At 71.4% G+C, this 17,100-nt stretch carries 14 protein-coding genes; 2 read left to right on the top strand and 12 right to left on the bottom strand.

All coding sequences use genetic code 11. From position 1 onward, the window contains the following. Window positions 1–38: 38 nt before the first annotated feature. The 4 genes from GFH48_RS15770 to trhA all read right to left on the bottom strand — a co-directional run bounded on the left by GFH48_RS15770 (window position 39) and on the right by trhA (window position 3,926). Window positions 39–797, bottom strand: coding sequence for a Mut7-C RNAse domain-containing protein (locus GFH48_RS15770; protein WP_153288892.1), 759 nt, complete (start codon window positions 795–797; stop codon window positions 39–41). Window positions 798–809: 12 nt separating this feature from the next. Continuing rightward, complete coding sequence (locus GFH48_RS15765; protein ID WP_407698637.1) at window positions 810–1,454, bottom strand: TetR/AcrR family transcriptional regulator; 645 nt, start codon at window positions 1,452–1,454, stop codon at window positions 810–812. After that, window positions 1,451–3,019: an MFS transporter gene (locus GFH48_RS15760; protein ID WP_153288890.1), complete on the bottom strand. Its 1,569-nt coding sequence runs from the start codon at window positions 3,017–3,019 to the stop codon at window positions 1,451–1,453. The genes GFH48_RS15765 and GFH48_RS15760 overlap by 4 nt, the downstream gene beginning before the upstream one ends. Before the next feature lie 181 nt (window positions 3,020–3,200). After that, a complete protein-coding gene (gene trhA, locus GFH48_RS15755; RefSeq protein ID WP_153288889.1) occupies window positions 3,201–3,926 on the bottom strand; it encodes a PAQR family membrane homeostasis protein TrhA in 726 nt (241 codons plus the stop codon). A 333-nt stretch (window positions 3,927–4,259) separates the two neighbouring features. Here trhA and GFH48_RS15750 point away from each other — a divergent pair, with 333 nt between their 5' ends. Beyond that, the gene (locus GFH48_RS15750) at window positions 4,260–6,083 is read left to right on the top strand and encodes a phosphoenolpyruvate carboxykinase (GTP) (RefSeq protein ID WP_153288888.1); all 1,824 of its coding nucleotides are present in this window, start codon (window positions 4,260–4,262) and stop codon (window positions 6,081–6,083) included. 277 nt (window positions 6,084–6,360) lie between these two features. Here GFH48_RS15750 and GFH48_RS15745 read toward each other — a convergent pair whose 3' ends face one another. From GFH48_RS15745 to GFH48_RS15720, 6 genes are all read right to left on the bottom strand, one after another. Further along, the gene (locus GFH48_RS15745; RefSeq protein ID WP_194280597.1) at window positions 6,361–6,972 is read right to left on the bottom strand and encodes a hypothetical protein; all 612 of its coding nucleotides are present in this window, start codon (window positions 6,970–6,972) and stop codon (window positions 6,361–6,363) included. Further along, window positions 6,959–8,485 (bottom strand): substrate-binding and vWA domain-containing protein, encoded by a 1,527-nt coding sequence (locus GFH48_RS15740; protein ID WP_153288887.1) that lies wholly within the window; start codon window positions 8,483–8,485, stop codon window positions 6,959–6,961. Before GFH48_RS15740 ends, GFH48_RS15745 begins: the two co-directional genes overlap by 14 nt. 26 nt (window positions 8,486–8,511) lie before the next feature. After that, window positions 8,512–9,684, bottom strand: a complete 1,173-nt coding sequence (locus tag GFH48_RS15735) for a toxic anion resistance protein (protein ID WP_153288886.1) — start codon at window positions 9,682–9,684, stop codon at window positions 8,512–8,514. Then, window positions 9,681–10,772 (bottom strand): substrate-binding domain-containing protein, encoded by a 1,092-nt coding sequence (locus GFH48_RS15730; RefSeq protein ID WP_153288885.1) that lies wholly within the window; start codon window positions 10,770–10,772, stop codon window positions 9,681–9,683. Before GFH48_RS15730 ends, GFH48_RS15735 begins: the two co-directional genes overlap by 4 nt. Before the next feature lie 291 nt (window positions 10,773–11,063). Further along, window positions 11,064–11,474: an SCO4983 family protein gene (locus tag GFH48_RS15725; RefSeq protein WP_153288884.1), complete on the bottom strand. Its 411-nt coding sequence runs from the start codon at window positions 11,472–11,474 to the stop codon at window positions 11,064–11,066. Between the two features lie 103 nt (window positions 11,475–11,577). Further along, window positions 11,578–12,789, bottom strand: coding sequence for a pyridoxal phosphate-dependent aminotransferase (locus tag GFH48_RS15720; protein ID WP_153288883.1), 1,212 nt, complete (start codon window positions 12,787–12,789; stop codon window positions 11,578–11,580). A 355-nt stretch (window positions 12,790–13,144) separates the two neighbouring features. Between GFH48_RS15720 and GFH48_RS15715 the strand changes: the two genes are divergently transcribed. Continuing rightward, on the top strand, window positions 13,145–14,074 hold the full coding sequence (locus GFH48_RS15715; protein ID WP_153288882.1) for a S1 family peptidase: 930 nt from the start codon (window positions 13,145–13,147) through the stop codon (window positions 14,072–14,074). An 18-nt stretch (window positions 14,075–14,092) separates the two neighbouring features. Here GFH48_RS15715 and GFH48_RS15710 read toward each other — a convergent pair whose 3' ends face one another. Continuing rightward, a complete protein-coding gene (locus tag GFH48_RS15710) occupies window positions 14,093–15,715 on the bottom strand; it encodes an N-acyl-D-amino-acid deacylase family protein (protein ID WP_228120596.1) in 1,623 nt (540 codons plus the stop codon). Window positions 15,716–15,741: 26 nt separating this feature from the next. Beyond that, window positions 15,742–17,019, bottom strand: coding sequence for an amino acid deaminase (locus GFH48_RS15705; protein WP_153288881.1), 1,278 nt, complete (start codon window positions 17,017–17,019; stop codon window positions 15,742–15,744). Window positions 17,020–17,100: the final 81 nt, after the last annotated feature.

The raw sequence follows: 17,100 nt of genomic DNA, 5'->3' as shown, positions 1-17,100 counted from the left end.
GTTTCGCTCACGCGGCGGGACGTGCGGCAAGGGGTGCCTCAGCCGAACGGCATGCCCTGGCCGGCTCTCCCGGCCCGCCCGAACTCGGCGAGGGCGCGCCCCACGATGGCCTCCAGGTTCTCGTGGTGCGCGCCCCTCCAGTAGGCGCGCCCGCACTCCCGGCACTGCGCGAACACGTCGTACGAGCGCTCGGTGCCGTTCTCCAGCCGGCCGGCGACTTGCTCCTTGGTGGCCTCCTGGAGCAGGCCGTTGCAGGCGGTGCAGCGTGTCCAGGGCAGCAGCTCGGGTGTGAACCGGCCCAGGACGTCACGGAGTTGGTCGTCGGGCCGAGTGCTGTAGACGAACGCGCCCGCCCACAGCTCGCGGCGGCGCAGCAGTCCGCGGTCACGGCTGAGCAGGACGCGCCGCTCGTCCGCGGAGCGGGTGGCGAGGGCCGGGTCGCCGATGTCCGTCGACTCGTACGCCGTGTCGACGCCGAGGAGTCGCAGACGACGGGCGAGGGTACCGAGGTGGACGTCGAGGAGGAAGCGGAGCGGGGCGCCGGGAACCCGCTGCGGGCGTTCGACCGGTCGTACGCGTACGGACTCGCCTGCCGCGGGGACGTGCGACACCGGGACCTCCCGGCCGTCCACGACCAGGGCGCCGACCTCGGTCAGCGGGACGCCGAGCGACTCGACGACATGGCCGAGGGTCGAGGAGCCGTCGGTGGCGACGGCGGTGGCGGCGCGACGCCGCGCGTGCGGTACGAACAGGCCCAGTTCCGGGGCGAAGGCGACGAGGATCTCCGGTCCGTTCACCCGGTCAGGATGTCATGAGCCCTTCGCCACCGGCAGGCCGTGCTGCAGGACGTCCACCGCGCGGTCGACGATCTCGGCGAAGTCCTCCCGGTGGTCGCCCTCGGCCCAGTACAGCGAGGTCTCCAGCAGGCCCCCGATCAGCGACATCGCGAAGACGCGCACTTCGAGGCTGCCGGGATCCCGGCCGACGCGTTCCCCGATCGCGCGGCACAGCAGGCGGCCGGTGACGGACATGCTCTCCATCATCCGGGAGCGGACCGCGGGGATCTCGACCATCAGCCGGGCCCGCAACCGGGTCACCTCGGGCTCCTCGGAGCTCCCGATGCCGATGGCCTTGCTCAGCACGTACCGCAGGGAGTCGAACCACGGCTCGTCCGCGGGCCGTGCCCGCAGCTCCTCCTCGAGGAGGGCGTCGTACTCGTCGGTGAGGACGATGTCCTCCTTGGCGGGGAAGTAGCGGAAGACCGTGGACGGGGAGACCTCGGCCGCCTCCGCGATCTGCTCGACGGTCGTCGCCTCGTACCCCTGTTCCCGGATCAGCCGGTACGTCGCCTCACGGATCGCGATCCGGGTCTTCATCTTCTTCCGCTCCCTGAGCCCCGGCTGGGTGCCCGGGGCGGGAGGGGAGCTGTGTGCGGTGGCGGCCATGACGCTCATTGTCGGGCATCGGCGGGCGTCGGAGCCATGCCGGTGTCCTCCTCGGGGGCGTGGGCGGCGGCCGGCTCGGGGTTCGACAGGAGTGCCGCGGCGAGCAGTGCGGTGACGAGCGCCGCGATCCCGCTGACCAGCAGGACCAGGTCCATGCCGTGGATGTAGGAGGCGTTCGCGGAGGCGGCGAGCGCGTGGTCGCCGAGCCGTGCCGCGACCACATGGGCGCCGACCACCGAGTCGGCGGCGGTGTCCGCGGCCGCGTGCGGCAGCCCGGACGTGTCGAGCCGGTCGCCGTACGTGCTCGCCAGCAGCGAGCCGAGCAGCGCGATACCGATCGCGCTGCCCACCTGGCGCACGGTCATGAGGAGCCCCGAGCCGCTTCCGGCGCGGTCGCGGGGCAGCGCGCCGAGGGCGGCGGACATCGCGGGCACCACGGCGAAACCGAAGCCGAGTCCGGCGATCGACAGCCACAGGGCGGTGAAGCCGTAGCCGTCGTCGACGGTCGTACGGCTGCCGAGGACCGCGGCGAAGGCGAGGGTGACCAGGCCCCCGCTGATCACGCCCCGCGCCCCGAACCTGGCCAGCAGCGGCTGGGCGCCCCTGGAGGCGATCAGCAGGCCGCCCATCATCGGCAGCATCCGCACCCCGGTGGCGAACGCGTCGTGTCCGAGCACCGCCTGCAGATACTGCGGCAGTACGAACATCAGCCCGGACAGCACGAACATCACGAGGGTCGCGGCGAGCGTGTTGAGCAGGAAGCCGCGCCGGGTGAGAAGGGAGAGGTCGAGCATCGGGCGGGGGCTGCGGCGCTCGCGGACGACGAGCCCCGCGATCAGGACGAGGGAGGCGGCGAAGAGGCCGAGGATCAGCGGATCGCCCCAGCCGCGACCCGGGGCCTCGATGATCGCGTAGATGAGGATGCTGAGGCCGGCCGCGGTGAGCGCCGTGGAGACGATGTCGACCCGGGGCGAGGCCGGGTCGCGGGTCTCGGGGAGCAGGAAGACGCAGGCGGCGATGCCGATCGCGGCCATGGGCACGTTGACCAGGAAGACCGAGCCCCACCAGAAGTGGTCGAGCAGCCAGCCGCCGACGATCGGGCCGAGCGGCAGGCCCAGCGCGGAGGCGGCGGAGACCGCGCCGACGGCCTTGGTGCGTTCCTCGGGGCCGAACAGCGACGGCAGGACGGCCATGGCGAGCGGCATCACGAGCGCGCCGCCGACACCCATCAGCGCGCGGGCGAGGATCAGCGGGGTGACGTCGTCGGCCAGCGCGCCCACCAGGGAGCCGGCCAGGAAGACGCCGAGGCCGGTGATGAGCATCCGGCGCCGTCCGAAGCGGTCGCCCAGCAGGCCGGCCGGCAGCATCAGCGCGGCGAAGACGACGACGTAGGCATCGGCCATCCACTGCTGTTCGCCCGTGCTCGCGTCCAGGGCGCGGGCCATCGTCGGCAGCGCCACGTTGAGGATCGTCATGTCGAAGCCGAGCACGAGCATGCTCGCGACCAGGGCCCCCAGGGCCCACCAGCGGCGGGGGTCGCGCCCCGCGGCGTCCTTCTGAGTGAGAGTCACCATAAAATGAGAGTAGCTCTCAAAAGCTAGCTACTGTCAATGGGATGTGACTGCTGGAGTGCCGGCCGGTGCCCGCACGGACGTTCGTCCCGACGCCCGGCACGACAAAGGGCCGCGACTCGTGAGTCGCGGCCCTGGGGTGACCGGAAGGGAAGAGGTGCCGGGAAGGGCCCGGCCGGTGGGGTCAGCCGTGCTGGTAGGCCACCAGCGAGATGCCCACGTAGTGCACGACGAACGCCGCGAGGGTGAGGGAGTGGAAGACCTCGTGGAAGCCGAACCAGCGGGGGGAGGGGTTGGGGCGTTTGATCCCGTAGATCACTCCGCCCGCGCTGTAGAGCAGGCCTCCGACGATCACCAGGACGAGGACGGCGATCCCGCCCGTGCGCATGAAGTCCGGGAGGAAGAAGACGGCGGCCCAGCCCATCGCGATGTAGCAGGGGGTGTAGAGCCAGCGCGGGGCGCCGACCCAGAACACCCGGAAGGCGATGCCGGCCGCCGCCGCGCCCCAGACGCTCCAGAGGAGCCACTCTCCCTTGGCGCCCGGGAGCAGCAGCATCGTCAGCGGCGTGTAGGTGCCCGCGATGATCAGGAAGATGTTGGCGTGGTCGAGTCTGCGCAGGACGCCGTCCATGCGCGGGCTCCAGTCGCCGCGGTGGTAGAGCGCGCTGACCCCGAACAGCAGGCAGGCGGTCAGGACGAAGATTCCGCAGGCGATCCGGCCGCGGGTCGAGCTCGCGAGGGCGGTGAGCACCAGGCCGGAGATCAGGACGGCCGGGAACATGCCGAGGTGCAGCCAGCCGCGGAGCTTGGGCTTGACCGGATGAGGTTCCGGCTGCGACAGGGAGGGCGCTCCGGGACCGCGGCCTGCGGCCGGCGAGTCCGTGGGCGCGTCGGGGACGGGCGCAGTCATGCGGTGAATCGTACCTACGGAACCGTAAGTTACGTATCAGTACGCCGCGCCGACCGGTCAAGAACGGCCATCTTCTCACGCTTCTGACACGTCGAGACGGCCAGGCAAAAAATCCTTCAGCTGAACCCCGCGTGGACGCAAAGAAGCGTGGGTACACGTGGCGATGCTCACTCCGCTCAGGTGTGAGGCCCTCTGGACAGATGGGCGGATGAGTCGGATGATCAAATGAGTGCGGTCGGCACCGGATGAGCGCCAGGGTTCCCTCACCGTGAAGCATCCGGGTCGCAGCCCCCAAGGGGCACAACAAACAAAACCCCTCATCTAGGAGCAATCGTGGCGCGCGACATCGCGGCTCCCTCCACCGTTCCCACCCAGCACAAGGACCTGATCTCGTGGGTCAACGAGATCGCCGAACTGACGCAGCCGGACAGCGTGGTCTGGTGTGACGGATCCGAGGCCGAGTACGAGCGACTGAGCGAGGAGCTCGTGCGGAAGGGCACCTTCAAGAAGCTCGACCCGATCAAGCGCCCCAATTCCTACTACGCCGCCTCCGACCCGACCGATGTCGCGCGGGTCGAGGACCGTACGTTCATCTGCTCCGAGAAGGAGGAGGACGCGGGCCCGACCAACCACTGGAAGGCGCCCGCGGAGATGCGCGAGATCTTCACCGGCGAAGGGGGCGTCTTCCGCGGCTCGATGAAGGGCCGGACGATGTACGTCGTCCCGTTCTGCATGGGCCCCCTCGGCTCCGACCTCTCCGCGATCGGCGTGGAGATCACCGACTCCGCCTACGTCGCCGTCTCCATGCGCACCATGACCCGCATGGGACAGCCCGTCCTGGACGAGCTCGGCACCGACGGCTTCTTCGTGCGTGCCGTGCACACGCTCGGGGCGCCGCTCGCCGAGGGCGAGGCGGACGTGCCGTGGCCGTGCAACTCCACGAAGTACATCTCGCACTTCCCGGAGACCCGCGAGATCTGGTCGTACGGGTCGGGCTACGGCGGCAACGCGCTGCTCGGCAAGAAGTGCTACGCCCTGCGCATAGCCTCTGTCATGGCACGGGACGAGGGCTGGCTCGCCGAGCACATGCTCATCCTGAAGCTGACCCCGCCGCAGGGCGGCTCCAAGTACGTCGCCGCGGCCTTTCCGAGCGCGTGCGGCAAGACCAACCTCGCCATGCTGGAGCCCACCGTCTCCGGCTGGACGGTCGAGACCATCGGTGACGACATCGCCTGGATGCGGTTCGGCGAGGACGGCCGGCTGTACGCGATCAATCCCGAGGCCGGTTTCTTCGGCGTCGCGCCCGGCACCGGCGAGCACACCAACGCCAACGCGATGAAGACGCTCTGGGGAAACTCCGTCTTCACCAACGTCGCGCTGACCGACGACAACGACATCTGGTGGGAGGGGATGACGGAGGAGACTCCCGCCCATCTCACCGACTGGAAGGGCAACGACTGGACGCCGGAGTCCGGCACCCCGGCCGCCCACCCCAACGCCCGCTTCACCGTCCCCGCCGACCAGTGCCCGATCATCGCGCCCGAGTGGGAGGACCCCCGGGGCGTGCCGATCTCGGCGATCCTCTTCGGCGGGCGCCGCGCCACGGCCGTCCCGCTGGTGACGGAGTCCTTCGACTGGAACCACGGAGTCTTCCTCGGCGCGAACGTCGCCTCCGAGAAGACCGCCGCCGCCGAGGGCAAGGTCGGTGAACTGCGCCGCGACCCGTTCGCCATGCTGCCGTTCTGTGGCTACAACATGGGCGACTACATGGGGCACTGGATCGACGTCGCCAAGGACAAGGACCAGGCGAAGCTCCCGAAGATCTACTACGTGAACTGGTTCCGCAAGAACGACGCGGGCAAGTTCGTGTGGCCCGGCTTCGGCGAGAACAGCCGTGTCCTGAAGTGGATCGTGGACCGTCTCGACGGCCGTGCCGAGGGTGTCGAGACCCCCATCGGCGTCCTGCCGGCCAAGGGCGCCCTGGACACCAAGGGACTCGACCTGTCCGAGTCGGAGCTCGACTTCCTGCTCAGCGTCGACAAGGAGGTGTGGCGCGAGGAGGCCGCGCTCGTGCCCGAGCACCTCAACACCTTCGGCGAGCACACACCGAAGGAACTGTGGGACGAATACCGGGCGCTGGTGCAGCGCCTGGGCTAGTGCCGCGGCGGGCGGACCTCCGCCCGTCGAGGCGCGGCGGCACCGCGTCGCGCCCGCCCCTTCCCGCCGGACGGCACCCGCCCGGCGGGAGGAGGCCGGCGTGCCCTCGGCGCCCCCACCCGCTCCGCGGCCGGCCGGACTTGCCCTGACCTGCGACGTCGCCAGGGCCGGCCGCGGTGGCAGCACCCCGCAGGGGCTCCGCACGACCGTGTGCGGGGCCCCTGCGGGGTGCGGCGGACCGCCCGCGCCGGGCAGGTCACCGCGGAGGGCGGGCGGGTCACTGCGAGGAGCGGCCCCGGTCCTCCAGGTAGCGCGTGTGCGTCTCCTGGCGGCGCGCCTCGGCCTCCCGCAGGACCGCCGCCAGCCGGTCGGCCTCCTCGTACAGCAGGGTGAGCTGCCGCTCCAGATGCCGCTCCGGCGGCTCCGTGCCGGGCGTGAGCCGGGTCCACCACCGGGTCCGTACGAAGGTGTCGACGGCCTCGGGGATGTCCTGCCGCACGGCGCGGGACAGCGCGTGGACGCCCTCCGGGTCACGCGCGAGGACCTCGGCGACCCAGCCGGGATCCAGCAGCGCCGCCAGGAGTTCGCCCAGTTCGGTGAGCCGGCCCGCGGCTGCCGGAGGCAGCTCGACACCGTCCAGGTACACCCGCAGGGTGGCGAAGTCGGCCCGCAGTTCCTCCAGTTGCGCGGACGGGTCGGGGAAGTCCGGCAGCGGCGGGCGCTCCGGCGGTGCGATCAGCGCGCCCGCGCCGTACAGACCCGCGACGACCACGGGCCAGTACGCTCCCGCCAGCCCCGTGAAGGTCAGCGCCAGCCCACCGATCCCGCAGGCGCTGCCCGCCAGGTTCTTCCGGGACTCCAGATAGCCCAGGAATCTATTGGTAGCCACGGATCTCCTCGAAGGCGCCGTCGAGCGAACCCTTGCGGGCGTCGAAGAGGCGGCCGCCGGTCAGATCGGCGATGTGCCCCAACTCGTTCCGGTCGGAGTCGCCGAAGAGGATCGGGAAGACGGGGATCTCCCGCTGCGCGCCGGACAGTTCGCGGTAGAAGCCGTCGAAGTGCCCGGCCTTCGCCCCGGTCGTGTTCTCGCCGTCGGTCATCAGCACGATCGACGTGAACGTGTCGTCGTCGGTCCCCAGATGCTCGTACGCCTTCTCCAGCGAGGTGTAGATCGCGGTGTCGCCGGAGGCGCTCAGCGCCCGGGTGTCCGCCCGGATGCCGTCCAGTCCGGCCCCCGGGTCCGCGGGCCGCACCAGGTGCGTGCGGACGCTCTTCACGTCCGACCCGAACGGCATCAGCGTCACCTCCTCGCGTTCGCGGAAGTCCCCCGTCAGCGAGGTGAGGGCCTTCTTCAGCCGGTCGAGCCGGCTGCCGCGCATCGAGCCGGAGGTGTCGAGGACGTACACGGTCCGGGAGGGCCGGCGGAGTTGGTTCTCGTACGCGTCGAGGAGCCGGTCGGCGACGGACCGGCTGCCGGGGAAGGGGAGTTCGCGCCGTCTGCTCGTGTCGAGGCCGGCCGCAGGGGCGACCGAGGGGACCACCGGACGGCGCAGGGTGCGCTCGGTGATGAGCCGCTGGACGGCCGGGGTGCGCAGCGCCTCGGCGAGACGGCGCACGGTCTCCCGGGTGCCCCGGTCCGTGGCGGCGAGCGAGGAGAGCGGGTAGTCGGCCGTCACGACGCCGTCGCGCGGCCGGATGACCGTCAGGTCCTTCATCCCCTTGAGGACGGACTCGTAGTTGAGCAGGGCGTCCACGGTGCCGCGGCGCCGGTACGCGCTCGCCAGCCATCCGGAGGAACCCGAGGTCAGCTTCTGTCCCTTGAAGAACTCCTTGAGGCGCGGGGTCGCCCTGTCCACGTCCGCGTCGGTGAGCGCCGACTGCGCTCCGGACAGACCGGAGGCGACCGAGATCAGGGTGGAGAAACCGGAGTTGGAGCGGGCGGGATCGGTCATGCCGTACGTCAGCCGGCCCTCCGCCACCGCCTTCTCCACCTGCGGCCAGGTGACGTCGTCCGGCTTCCAGCCCAGAGCCCGTACGGTGGCCGGCTTCACCCCGATGGCCACCGGGCTCGACATGACCGGCGTCTCCGAGACGACCTTCCTCGCCGCGTCGGGCCGCAGCCGCAGATAGTCGTTGGACGACAGCCACAGCGCGTCGTAGGAGCCGTCCACCTTGCCGCGCGCGAGCAGGTCGACGGCGGCGAGGGTGCCCAGATAGGTGGGGCGGACCGTGATGCCGGTGTCCTTGCGGACCTGTTCCAGCACCGGTCGCATGTCGCCGAGTTCGCTGGAGGCGAGGATGCGCAAGGTGCCCGGTTCGGGCGCGTTCCTTCCGGGCTGCTGCTCCTGCCGCGGGTGTGACGTGCACGCCGTCAGCAGTGCGAGCACGGCGAGAGCGGTCATGCGTGGCCTGGTACCTCGTACGCGTCTCACGCGGTACCTCCGTCCAGGGCGCCCCGCGACCTGCTGCGCTCCAGGTAGACGCTCGCCTGCTGGAGTTCCGAGGTGAGGGACTCCACGGTCGCCGCCATCGACTCGGTGGCCTGGACCTTGTAGGTGTCGATGGCGTCGAGGGTGCGGTAGATCTGCTGGAAGGCGGTACGGAGGGTCTCCGCGCCGACGGCCGGGTCGGCGGCGATGCGCTGGATCTCGCCGCTCTGCGTGGCGAGCATCTCGGCGTTGCCGCGGATCAGTTCCTCCGTGGTGCCGCGCAACGCGTTGACCTGGTCGACGACCTTGCGCTGGTTGTCGAGGGCGGAGGCGAGCATCACGGAGATGCGCAGGGCGGAGACCGTGGTGGTGGCGGCGCGGTCGACGCCCTTGATGAGTTCGTCGTTGTTGCGCCGGACCACGTCCATGGCCAGATAGCCCTGCGCGCACACCGCGAGCTGGGTCAGCAGGTCCTGGTGCTTCTGGCGGACCGGGAAGAGGACGTCGGAGCGGAGGGTGTCGGCCTGTGCCGGGTCGGCGGCGTCGACGCCCGTGATGTGCTCCTCGACGGCCGTGTCCAGGGCCTGGGTCAGCACCACGTACTCCTGGAGCTTGCCCATCGTCTCCCAGAGCCGGACCCGCTCGGTCTGCAACGCCGCGTTGTCGCGCCGCAGTTCGTCCTGGCCACCGCGCAGCGAGCCCACGATCTTGTTCAAGGTGGCCTGCGACGAGGCGTACTTGGCGACGTGGTCACGCAGCCTGTTGCCGCCCGGCAGCCGCGACAGGAGCTTGCGTCCCTTGCCCGCGGACAGGTCTCGCGGGTCCAGATCCTCGACCACGCGCCGGAGTTCGACGAGCGAGCCCGCGACGTGGGACTGCGCGTCCTCGCCCTTCGAGGGCAGGCTGCGCAGCGTGCGCTCCAGCATGCGGTTGGACTGCGCGGCGGCCCCCCGCATCTCGCTCGCGCCGAGGCCGGCGATCTCCCCGACCTTGCCGGCGAACTCGGGTGAACGGGCGTCGAGGGAAGCGAGTCCGCCGATGTACTCGGCGGCCCGGCGTGCCATCTCGTCCTGCACGGACGGGTCGACGGGGACGAGCCCGCCGGCCTTCTCACGGGGCACGGGCGCGACGGCCTCGGGCGGCGTGAGGGTGAACGTGTCCTCGATGCTCATGATGTGCTTCCCCCCTGGCCCTTCGCCCGGCGTGCCATCTCGTGCAGCACCGCGGAGGCGGGCACGGGCGCCTGCCGGACGCCGGTCAGATTCTGGTTGAGATAGGTGGTGTGGGCGGCGGTAGCCGCCGTGAACTCCGCGCTCGCGCCCTGCGGCCGGAACCCGTGTGTGACGGCCAGCCTGCGCAGGGCCGGGTCGCTGCTGAGGAGTTCACCGAGCGCGCGGCCCGCCTCCGTCAGCGGTACGACGGTGTGGTCGCTGTTCGCGGTGGTGTCCGGGTACAGGACGGTGAGGTCACCGACGTCCTGGCCCTGGGCGAGCAGTGCGGCGACCTGCGACTCGTACACGAGCACGAGCGGGTTCCCGGCGCCGCTGACGAAGTCCCTGAACGCGGCGTCGGTGCTGGTCTGCTGGGCACCCTGGACGCTGATGAGCTTGCGCATGAGGGGCGCGGTGCGGGTGACGGCGGCGGTGTCCGCGGCGACCCGGCCGCCGTCGGCGACGTACGAGGCGGCGGCTAGGTAGAGCGCGCCGGAGTTGGAGGTGGCGGGGTCGGTGGTGGCGATGTAGAGCGTGCCGGTCAGTTCTCCGTGCGCCCCGGCCCCCTTGAGCTGTTGCCAGGTCCGGTCGTGCTCGGCGGCCTTGAGGTACGCGGCCATCCTGAGCGTGCCGGATCCCTTGCCGAGGGTCGCGAGTCCGTTCGCCGCGAGCACCTCGGCGGCGCTGCGGTGGGCGACGACCACAAGGGGCGAGTAGAACGGGCGCGGCAGGGGCTGCCGCGCGTGGTACTTGGCGGCGAGCTCGTCGGCCGGGGCCTGGCTCGAGGGGAAGGCGAAGTCGTACCCCTTGAGGTCCAGGCCCTCCATGGCCCAGGACCCGGAGGTCTCCGTCTTCACGGTGTAGCCCTTGGCGGCGAGGGCCTTCACCACGTCGGGGTCGGCGAAGAACTCCGCCTTCTCCGAACCGATCACTCCGTGCACGGTCTTCGTTGCCGTGCCCGTGTCCTGACCTTCGCGGCCCGCTACGACGGCTGCTGCCACGCCGCCGATCAGCAAGGCCGCCAGGACGATTCCCACGATGCGTCTCACACCGAGGAGAATGCTCCCGGAATCCAACGTTCCCGGAGGCTCCGGGTGAACGGGGAGTGACCGAGCTATCCCGGTATGCAACCGGAATAGTCGCCTCCCGCGGTGCGGGGCGTCACCGGGGAGCGTCGCCCGGCGCCTCGGCGAACGCGCGGGCGGGGCCTCCGGCGCCGGACGTCCGGCGGTAGCGGGCCGCGGGGGAGCGCCGCCGGCTGACGGGCGGGGTGTGTGGCACCCGGTCCGCGCGTCGCTGCGGGTGCACGCGGACCGGGGCCGTGCGGGGGAGCGCCGGGCTCAGTGGGCGGCGAGGGCGCGGGGGCCGGTGGCCAGGGCGTGGGCGTCCATGCGCTCGGCGGCCAGGATCGCGGCCGCCGTGTCCGCGCGGGAGGCGGCGACGACGAGGGCGCGTCCGGCGAGGGCGTGGGCGCGCTGGTGGAGGGCTGCGGCGCGCGACTCGGGGGCGGTGGACGCGCGCACCGGTGAGATGCCTCCTCGCAGCCGCGCCACCTGCTCGGTGAGCCGCGCGGCCGCGGTGTCCAGGTCTCCGGAGGGCGCGAGCGCGCGGATCTCGTCCGTCACCGCGAGCAGGGCCGCGAGATGCCCGGCGAGCTGGATGTCCAGCTCCTCCTCGCGCGACCGGTGGGGGAAGTCCGAGGGCGTGCCGGTCACCGTGTGGACCGACTGGGTGCGGATCGGTTCGTACATGGGACGGCCTCCTGTGCGCTCGCAGGAAGCCATCCTAGCTTGGATTTCGTCTAAAGTTGAGCCAGGTCGCGCATCTGGACGCGGCGGGCACGCACGGTGAGGTTCAGGGCTGGCTGTAACCGTCCAGGAAGGTGCCGATCCGGGTCACCGCGTCGGTCAGATCGCCCACGGTCGGCAGCGTGACCACCCGGAAGTGGTCCGGTTCCGGCCAGTTGAAGCCCGTTCCCTGGACGACCATGATCTTCTCGCGGCGCAGCAGGTCGAGCACCATCTGCCGGTCGTCCTTGATCTTGAAGACCTTCGGGTCGAGCCGAGGGAAGAGGTACAGCGCGCCCTTCGGCTTCACGCAGCTCACCCCCGGGATCTGGGTCAGCAGCTCGTAGGCGACGTCCCGCTGCTCCTTCAGTCGCCCGCCCGGCAGGACCAGGTCGCCGATGGTCTGCCGGCCGCTCAGCGCGGCGACCACGCCGTGCTGGCCCGGCATGTTCGCGCACAGACGCATGTTCGCGAGGATCGTCAGGCCCTCGATGTACGAGTCGGCGTGGGCGCGGGGGCCCGAGATCGACATCCAGCCGACGCGGTAGCCGGCCACCCGGTAGGCCTTCGACATGCCGTTGAAGGTGAGGGTGAGCAGGTCGGGGGCGACCGAGGAGGTGGGGGTGTGCGTCGCGCCGTCGTAGAGGATCTTGTCGTAGATCTCGTCCGAGCAGACGAGCAGGTTGTGGCGGCGGGCGATGTCGGTGAGCCCGCGCAGCATCGCCTCGTCGTACACCGCGCCCGTCGGGTTGTTCGGGTTGATGATGACGATCGCCTTGGTGCGGTCGGTGACCTTCCGCTCCACGTCCGCGAGGTCGGGCATCCAGTCGGACTGCTCGTCGCAGTGGTAGTGGACGGCGGTGCCGCCGGACAGGGACACGGCCGCGGTCCACAGCGGGTAGTCCGGTGCCGGTACGAGCACCTCGTCGCCGTCGTCGAGCAGGCCCTGCATCGCCATCACGATCAGCTCGGACACGCCGTTGCCGATGAAGACGTGCTCGACGTCCGTCTCGATGCCGAGGGTCTGGTTGTGCATGACGACGGCGCGGCGGGCGGCGAGCAGTCCCTTGGCGTCGCCGTAGCCGTGCGCCGAGGAGACGTTGCGGAGGATGTCCTCCAGGATCTCCGGCGGGCACTCGAACCCGAAGGCGGCCGGATTGCCGGTGTTCAGCTTGAGGATCCGGTGCCCCGCGGCTTCCAGCCGCATCGCCTCCTCGAGCACCGGGCCCCGGATCTCGTAACAGACGTTGGCGAGCTTGGTCGACTGGATCACCTGCATGTCCGCGAGCTTACGGCCGCGTAACGCATCGCGGGGCGTGTTTTCCACCACGTGAGACGTGGTGTTTTGGGTGCCTTTCGTCCCGTGTCGTGCCCTGGACCCCGCTGACCCCGGAGTACGTGTCCGTGTCCCTGGCGTAACGGCCGGTGCGGGGGTGTGGGAGGGCTGTTCCCGGCCGGCCCCCGCGGTTACGCCGAACGGGTCGGCGACCGCTGCCACGCGGTTCCTCCGGTGTCCGTCCGAGGCCGGAAACGACTCCTTGTCCGTTGCGTCCCCTCACCTCACAATGCGCATGACAAAACTGGCGACGGCCGGAAGACCTCCGGCCGCCCAAGTCGCAAGAGGGGACCCCCACATGAGAAAGCCTCTCGTCGCCGCGTTCTTCGCCCTGGTGATCGCCGGGGCGGGCGTGGCACCCGCGGTCGCGGCACCCGCGGCCACATCCGGACACGCACCCGCGTCCGCACCGGCCGCCCGGACGTCCGGCACCCCGTCGTCGGCCGCCCGGTCGTCCGCCGCCCACGCGCCCGCCGTGAAGGCGCCCGCCGTCCAGGCCGTGACCTACGCCGGCACGGTCGCGCTCAGCAACTGCTCCGGCTCCGTCATCCGGATGCCCGGCTCCGCCGACAGCGACCCCGCGCTCGTGCTGTCCAACGGCCACTGCCTGGAGACGGGCTTCCCGGACCCGGGCGAGGTCATCGTCGGCCAGACCTCCACGCGCTCCTTCACGCTGCTCAACTCCGCGGGGACGGGCGTCGCGACACTGCGCGCGAACAAGGTCGCGTACTCGACGATGACCGACACCGACATCACGATCTACCAGCTCACCCGCACCTACGCGCAGATCAGGAGCTCGTACGGGATCAGCGCGCTCACTCTCAGCGACGCGCACCCCACCGCGGGCACCGCCATCAAGGTCGTCTCCGGTTACTGGAAGCGCACCTACAGCTGCAACGTCGACGGGTTCGTGTACCGCCTGAAGGAGGGCGGCTGGACCTGGAAGGACTCGGTCCGCTACACCTCCGCCTGCAACACCATCGGGGGCACCTCGGGCTCGCCCGTCATCGACAACGCCACCGGCAAGGTCGTCGCCGTCAACAACACCGGCAACGAGGACGGCGGGCGCTGCACGGTGAACAACCCGTGCGAGGTCGACGCGAGCGGCAACGTCACCGTCCGCCAGGGCATCAACTACGCCGAGGAGACGTACCAGATCGTGCCGTGCTTCGGGGCGGGCAACCAGCTCGACCTGAACGCCACCGGGTGTGTCCTGCCCAAGCCGTGAGTCCCGCGGGGCGGGCGGTCAGGCCGTGCGGCGGACCGCCCGCCCCGCCAGGACGTCCGTGCGCCGACCGTCCTCGATCACGAAGCGGCCGTCGACCAGCACGTACGGGATGCCGGTCGGGAGCGTGCGCGGTGCCTCGAACGTCGACCCGGCCGCGACCGTGGCCGGGTCGAACAGGACGAGGTCGGCGCGGTAGCCCTCGCGGACCAGGCCGCGGTCCGGAAGCCGCAGCCGGGCGGCCGGGCGTCCGGTCAGATGGGCGACGCACTCCTCCAGCGAGAGCACGCCCAACTCCCGTACGTACCGGCCGAGATACTGCGGGAACGTGCCGTAGGCGCGCGGGTGCGGCTTGTCGCCGCGCAGGATCCCGTCCGAGCCGCCGGTGTGCGCGCGGTGCCGCATGATGGCGCGCACGTTCTCCTCGTGGCCGACGTGCTGGAGGATCGTGGCGCCCAGCCGGTCGTCGAGCAGGATGCGGCGGGCGGTGGTCCAGGGCTCCTCGCCGAGCCGGTCGGCGGACTGCCGGACCGTGCTGCCGACGTACTCCGCGAGCGCCGGATCGGTGACGCCGGAGATCTCGATGGTGTCCCACTCGATGGGGACGCCGTGGCAGCCGTCCGCGCCGACGACCTCCATGTGGTGCCGGATGCGCTCGGCGCTCCCGTCGTCGGCCAGCCGCGCGAGGACCGCCTCGGGGCCGCCCTCGCCCGCCCAGCTCGGCAGCATCGCCACGAGCGTGGTGCAGCCGGGGGTGTAGGGATACGTGTCGAGGCTGATGTCCGCGCCCTCGGCGAGCGCGCGGTCCAGGAGCGCGAGCAGCTCGGGCGCCCGGCCCTCGTTCACCCCGAAGTTCATGGTGGCGTGGGCGAGATGGAGCGGGCAGCCGGCCTCGCGGGTGAGGGCCACCATCTCCTCGTAGGCCTCCAGGGCGCCCGCCCCGTACGAGCGGTGGTGCGGGCAGTAGTAGCCGCCGTGCTCGGCCACCACCCGGCACAGCTCGGTGAGTTCGGCGTCCCGGGCGTACATGCCCGGGGTGTAGGTGAGACCGGAGGACATGCCGACGGCGCCCTCCCGCAGGCCCTCGGCGACCAGCCGCCGCATGCGGTCGAGCTCGCGGTCCGTCGCCGGGCGGTCCTCCCAGCCGACGGCGAGCATGCGGACGGTGCCCTGCGGGATCAGGTACGCGGCGTTCACCGCGATGCCCTCGCCGCCGAAACCGTGGTCGAGGCGGTCCAGGTACTCGCCGACCGAGCGCCAGCCGAAGTCGATGTCGTCGCCGTACCCGTTCCAGCCGGTGATCGTCCTGCGGACCTCGGCGAGGGTGCGGTCGTCCACCGGCGCGTACGACAGTCCGTCCTGGCCGATGACTTCGAGGGTCACGCCCTGGGCCGCCTTGGCGGTGTGCTCCGGGTCGCGGAGCAGGGCCAGGTCGCTGTGGGCGTGCATGTCGATGAAACCGGGCGCCAGGACCAGGCCCTCGGCGTCCAGGACCCGGCGGGCGACCGGCCGCAGACAGCCGGCCGCCGCTCCCTCCTTGAGCACCGTGGTGATCCTGCCGCCCTCGATCCCCACGTCGGCGCGGTACGAGGGCCCGGAGGTGCCGTCGACGACCTCCGCGTCACGGATGACGAGATCCATCATGGCGTGCGTCCTTTCCCGTGCCGGTCCTAGAAGAACGTCCGTACGTAGTCCACGACGGTCCCGTCCGCCTCCACCACCGGGATCAGCTGCCACTTGTCGAAGGACGTGCACGGGTGCGACAGTCCCAGCCCCACCCAGTCCCCGACCTCCAGGTCCGCCCCGGCCGACGTGGTCAGCCACCCGTGCTGGTCCGAGAGACCGGTGACGGCGACCCCTTCGGCCGGGCGCTCACGGCCGTCCCGCCGGATCACCTGGGCCTCGGGCAGATCGAGGTCGTAGGCCGCGTCCCGCTTGCCCGCGTTGACGAAGGCCTGCTCGGGGGAGGGCCGGGAGACGACCTGCGACCAGAGGCGGAACGCCGGGTGCAGGGCGCCCTCCTCGGGGACCCGGGCGAACGGGGTCAGCCGGCGGTAGTGACCGTCGTCGTGCGAGACGTACGCGCCCGAGCGCAGCAACTTCAGGACGGGGCGGGAGAGTTCGGGGATCTCCGCGAAGACGTCGGCCACCGCGTCGAACCAGGCGCTGCCGCCCGCGCTGACGACGACCTCCTCCACCCCGGCGAACCGGCCCGCCTTGTCGAAGTCCACCGCGAGGGCGGTCAGCCGCCCCAGCCACGCGTGCACCCGGGCGGGGTCGGCCTCCGGCACCTCGCCCTCGTACCCCGCGACACCGACCAGCCGCAGCGTCGGCGTCGCGGCGACCGCGTCCGCGACCGCCGCGCACTCCGCCTCCGTACGCACGCCGGTGCGGGCCCCCTCGCCGGCCGCGAGTTCGACGACCACGTCCACCGGACGGGCGGAGCCGTGCAGCGCGGCGGCCATCAGCTCGACACCGCGCACCGAGTCGACGTAACAGACGAAGCGGAAGTCCGGGTCGGCGGTGAGCTCGGCCGCGATCCGGCGCAGGGCCGCCGCGTCGACGAGTTCGTTGGCGAGGAAGACCCGTTGGACGCCGAACTCCCGCGCCACCCAGACCTGGTGGGGCACGGCGAGGGTGATGCCCCAGGCGCCGTGCTCGATCTGCCGGTGGAAGAGCTGCGGGGCCATCGAGGTCTTGCCGTGCGGGGCGAAGGCGAGACCGTGGCGGGCGGCGTACGACTCCATCAGGGCGAGATTGTGGGTGAGGCGCTCGGCGGAGAGGGCGAGCACGGGGGTGGTGAAGCCGTCGGTGAAGAGGTTGCGGCGCTGGGCGGTCAGTTCGCCGACGGTCAGACCCCGGGCGTCGGGGGGCAGTCCCTTGAAGCGGTGGTCCACACAGTCCGCCGCGAGGGCGGTGAGGCGTGCTGCGGCGGTGTCGGCGCCCATGGGGCCTCCCTGATGAGGTGCGTTGCACTCACTGCAACGGTCATTGCGTATGTCGCTAACTGCTGTCTAACATCCCAGCCA

The organism is Streptomyces fagopyri (assembly GCF_009498275.1).
Classification (GTDB): domain Bacteria; phylum Actinomycetota; class Actinomycetes; order Streptomycetales; family Streptomycetaceae; genus Streptomyces; species Streptomyces fagopyri.
This window is presented reverse-complemented; position numbering and strand designations above follow the sequence as displayed.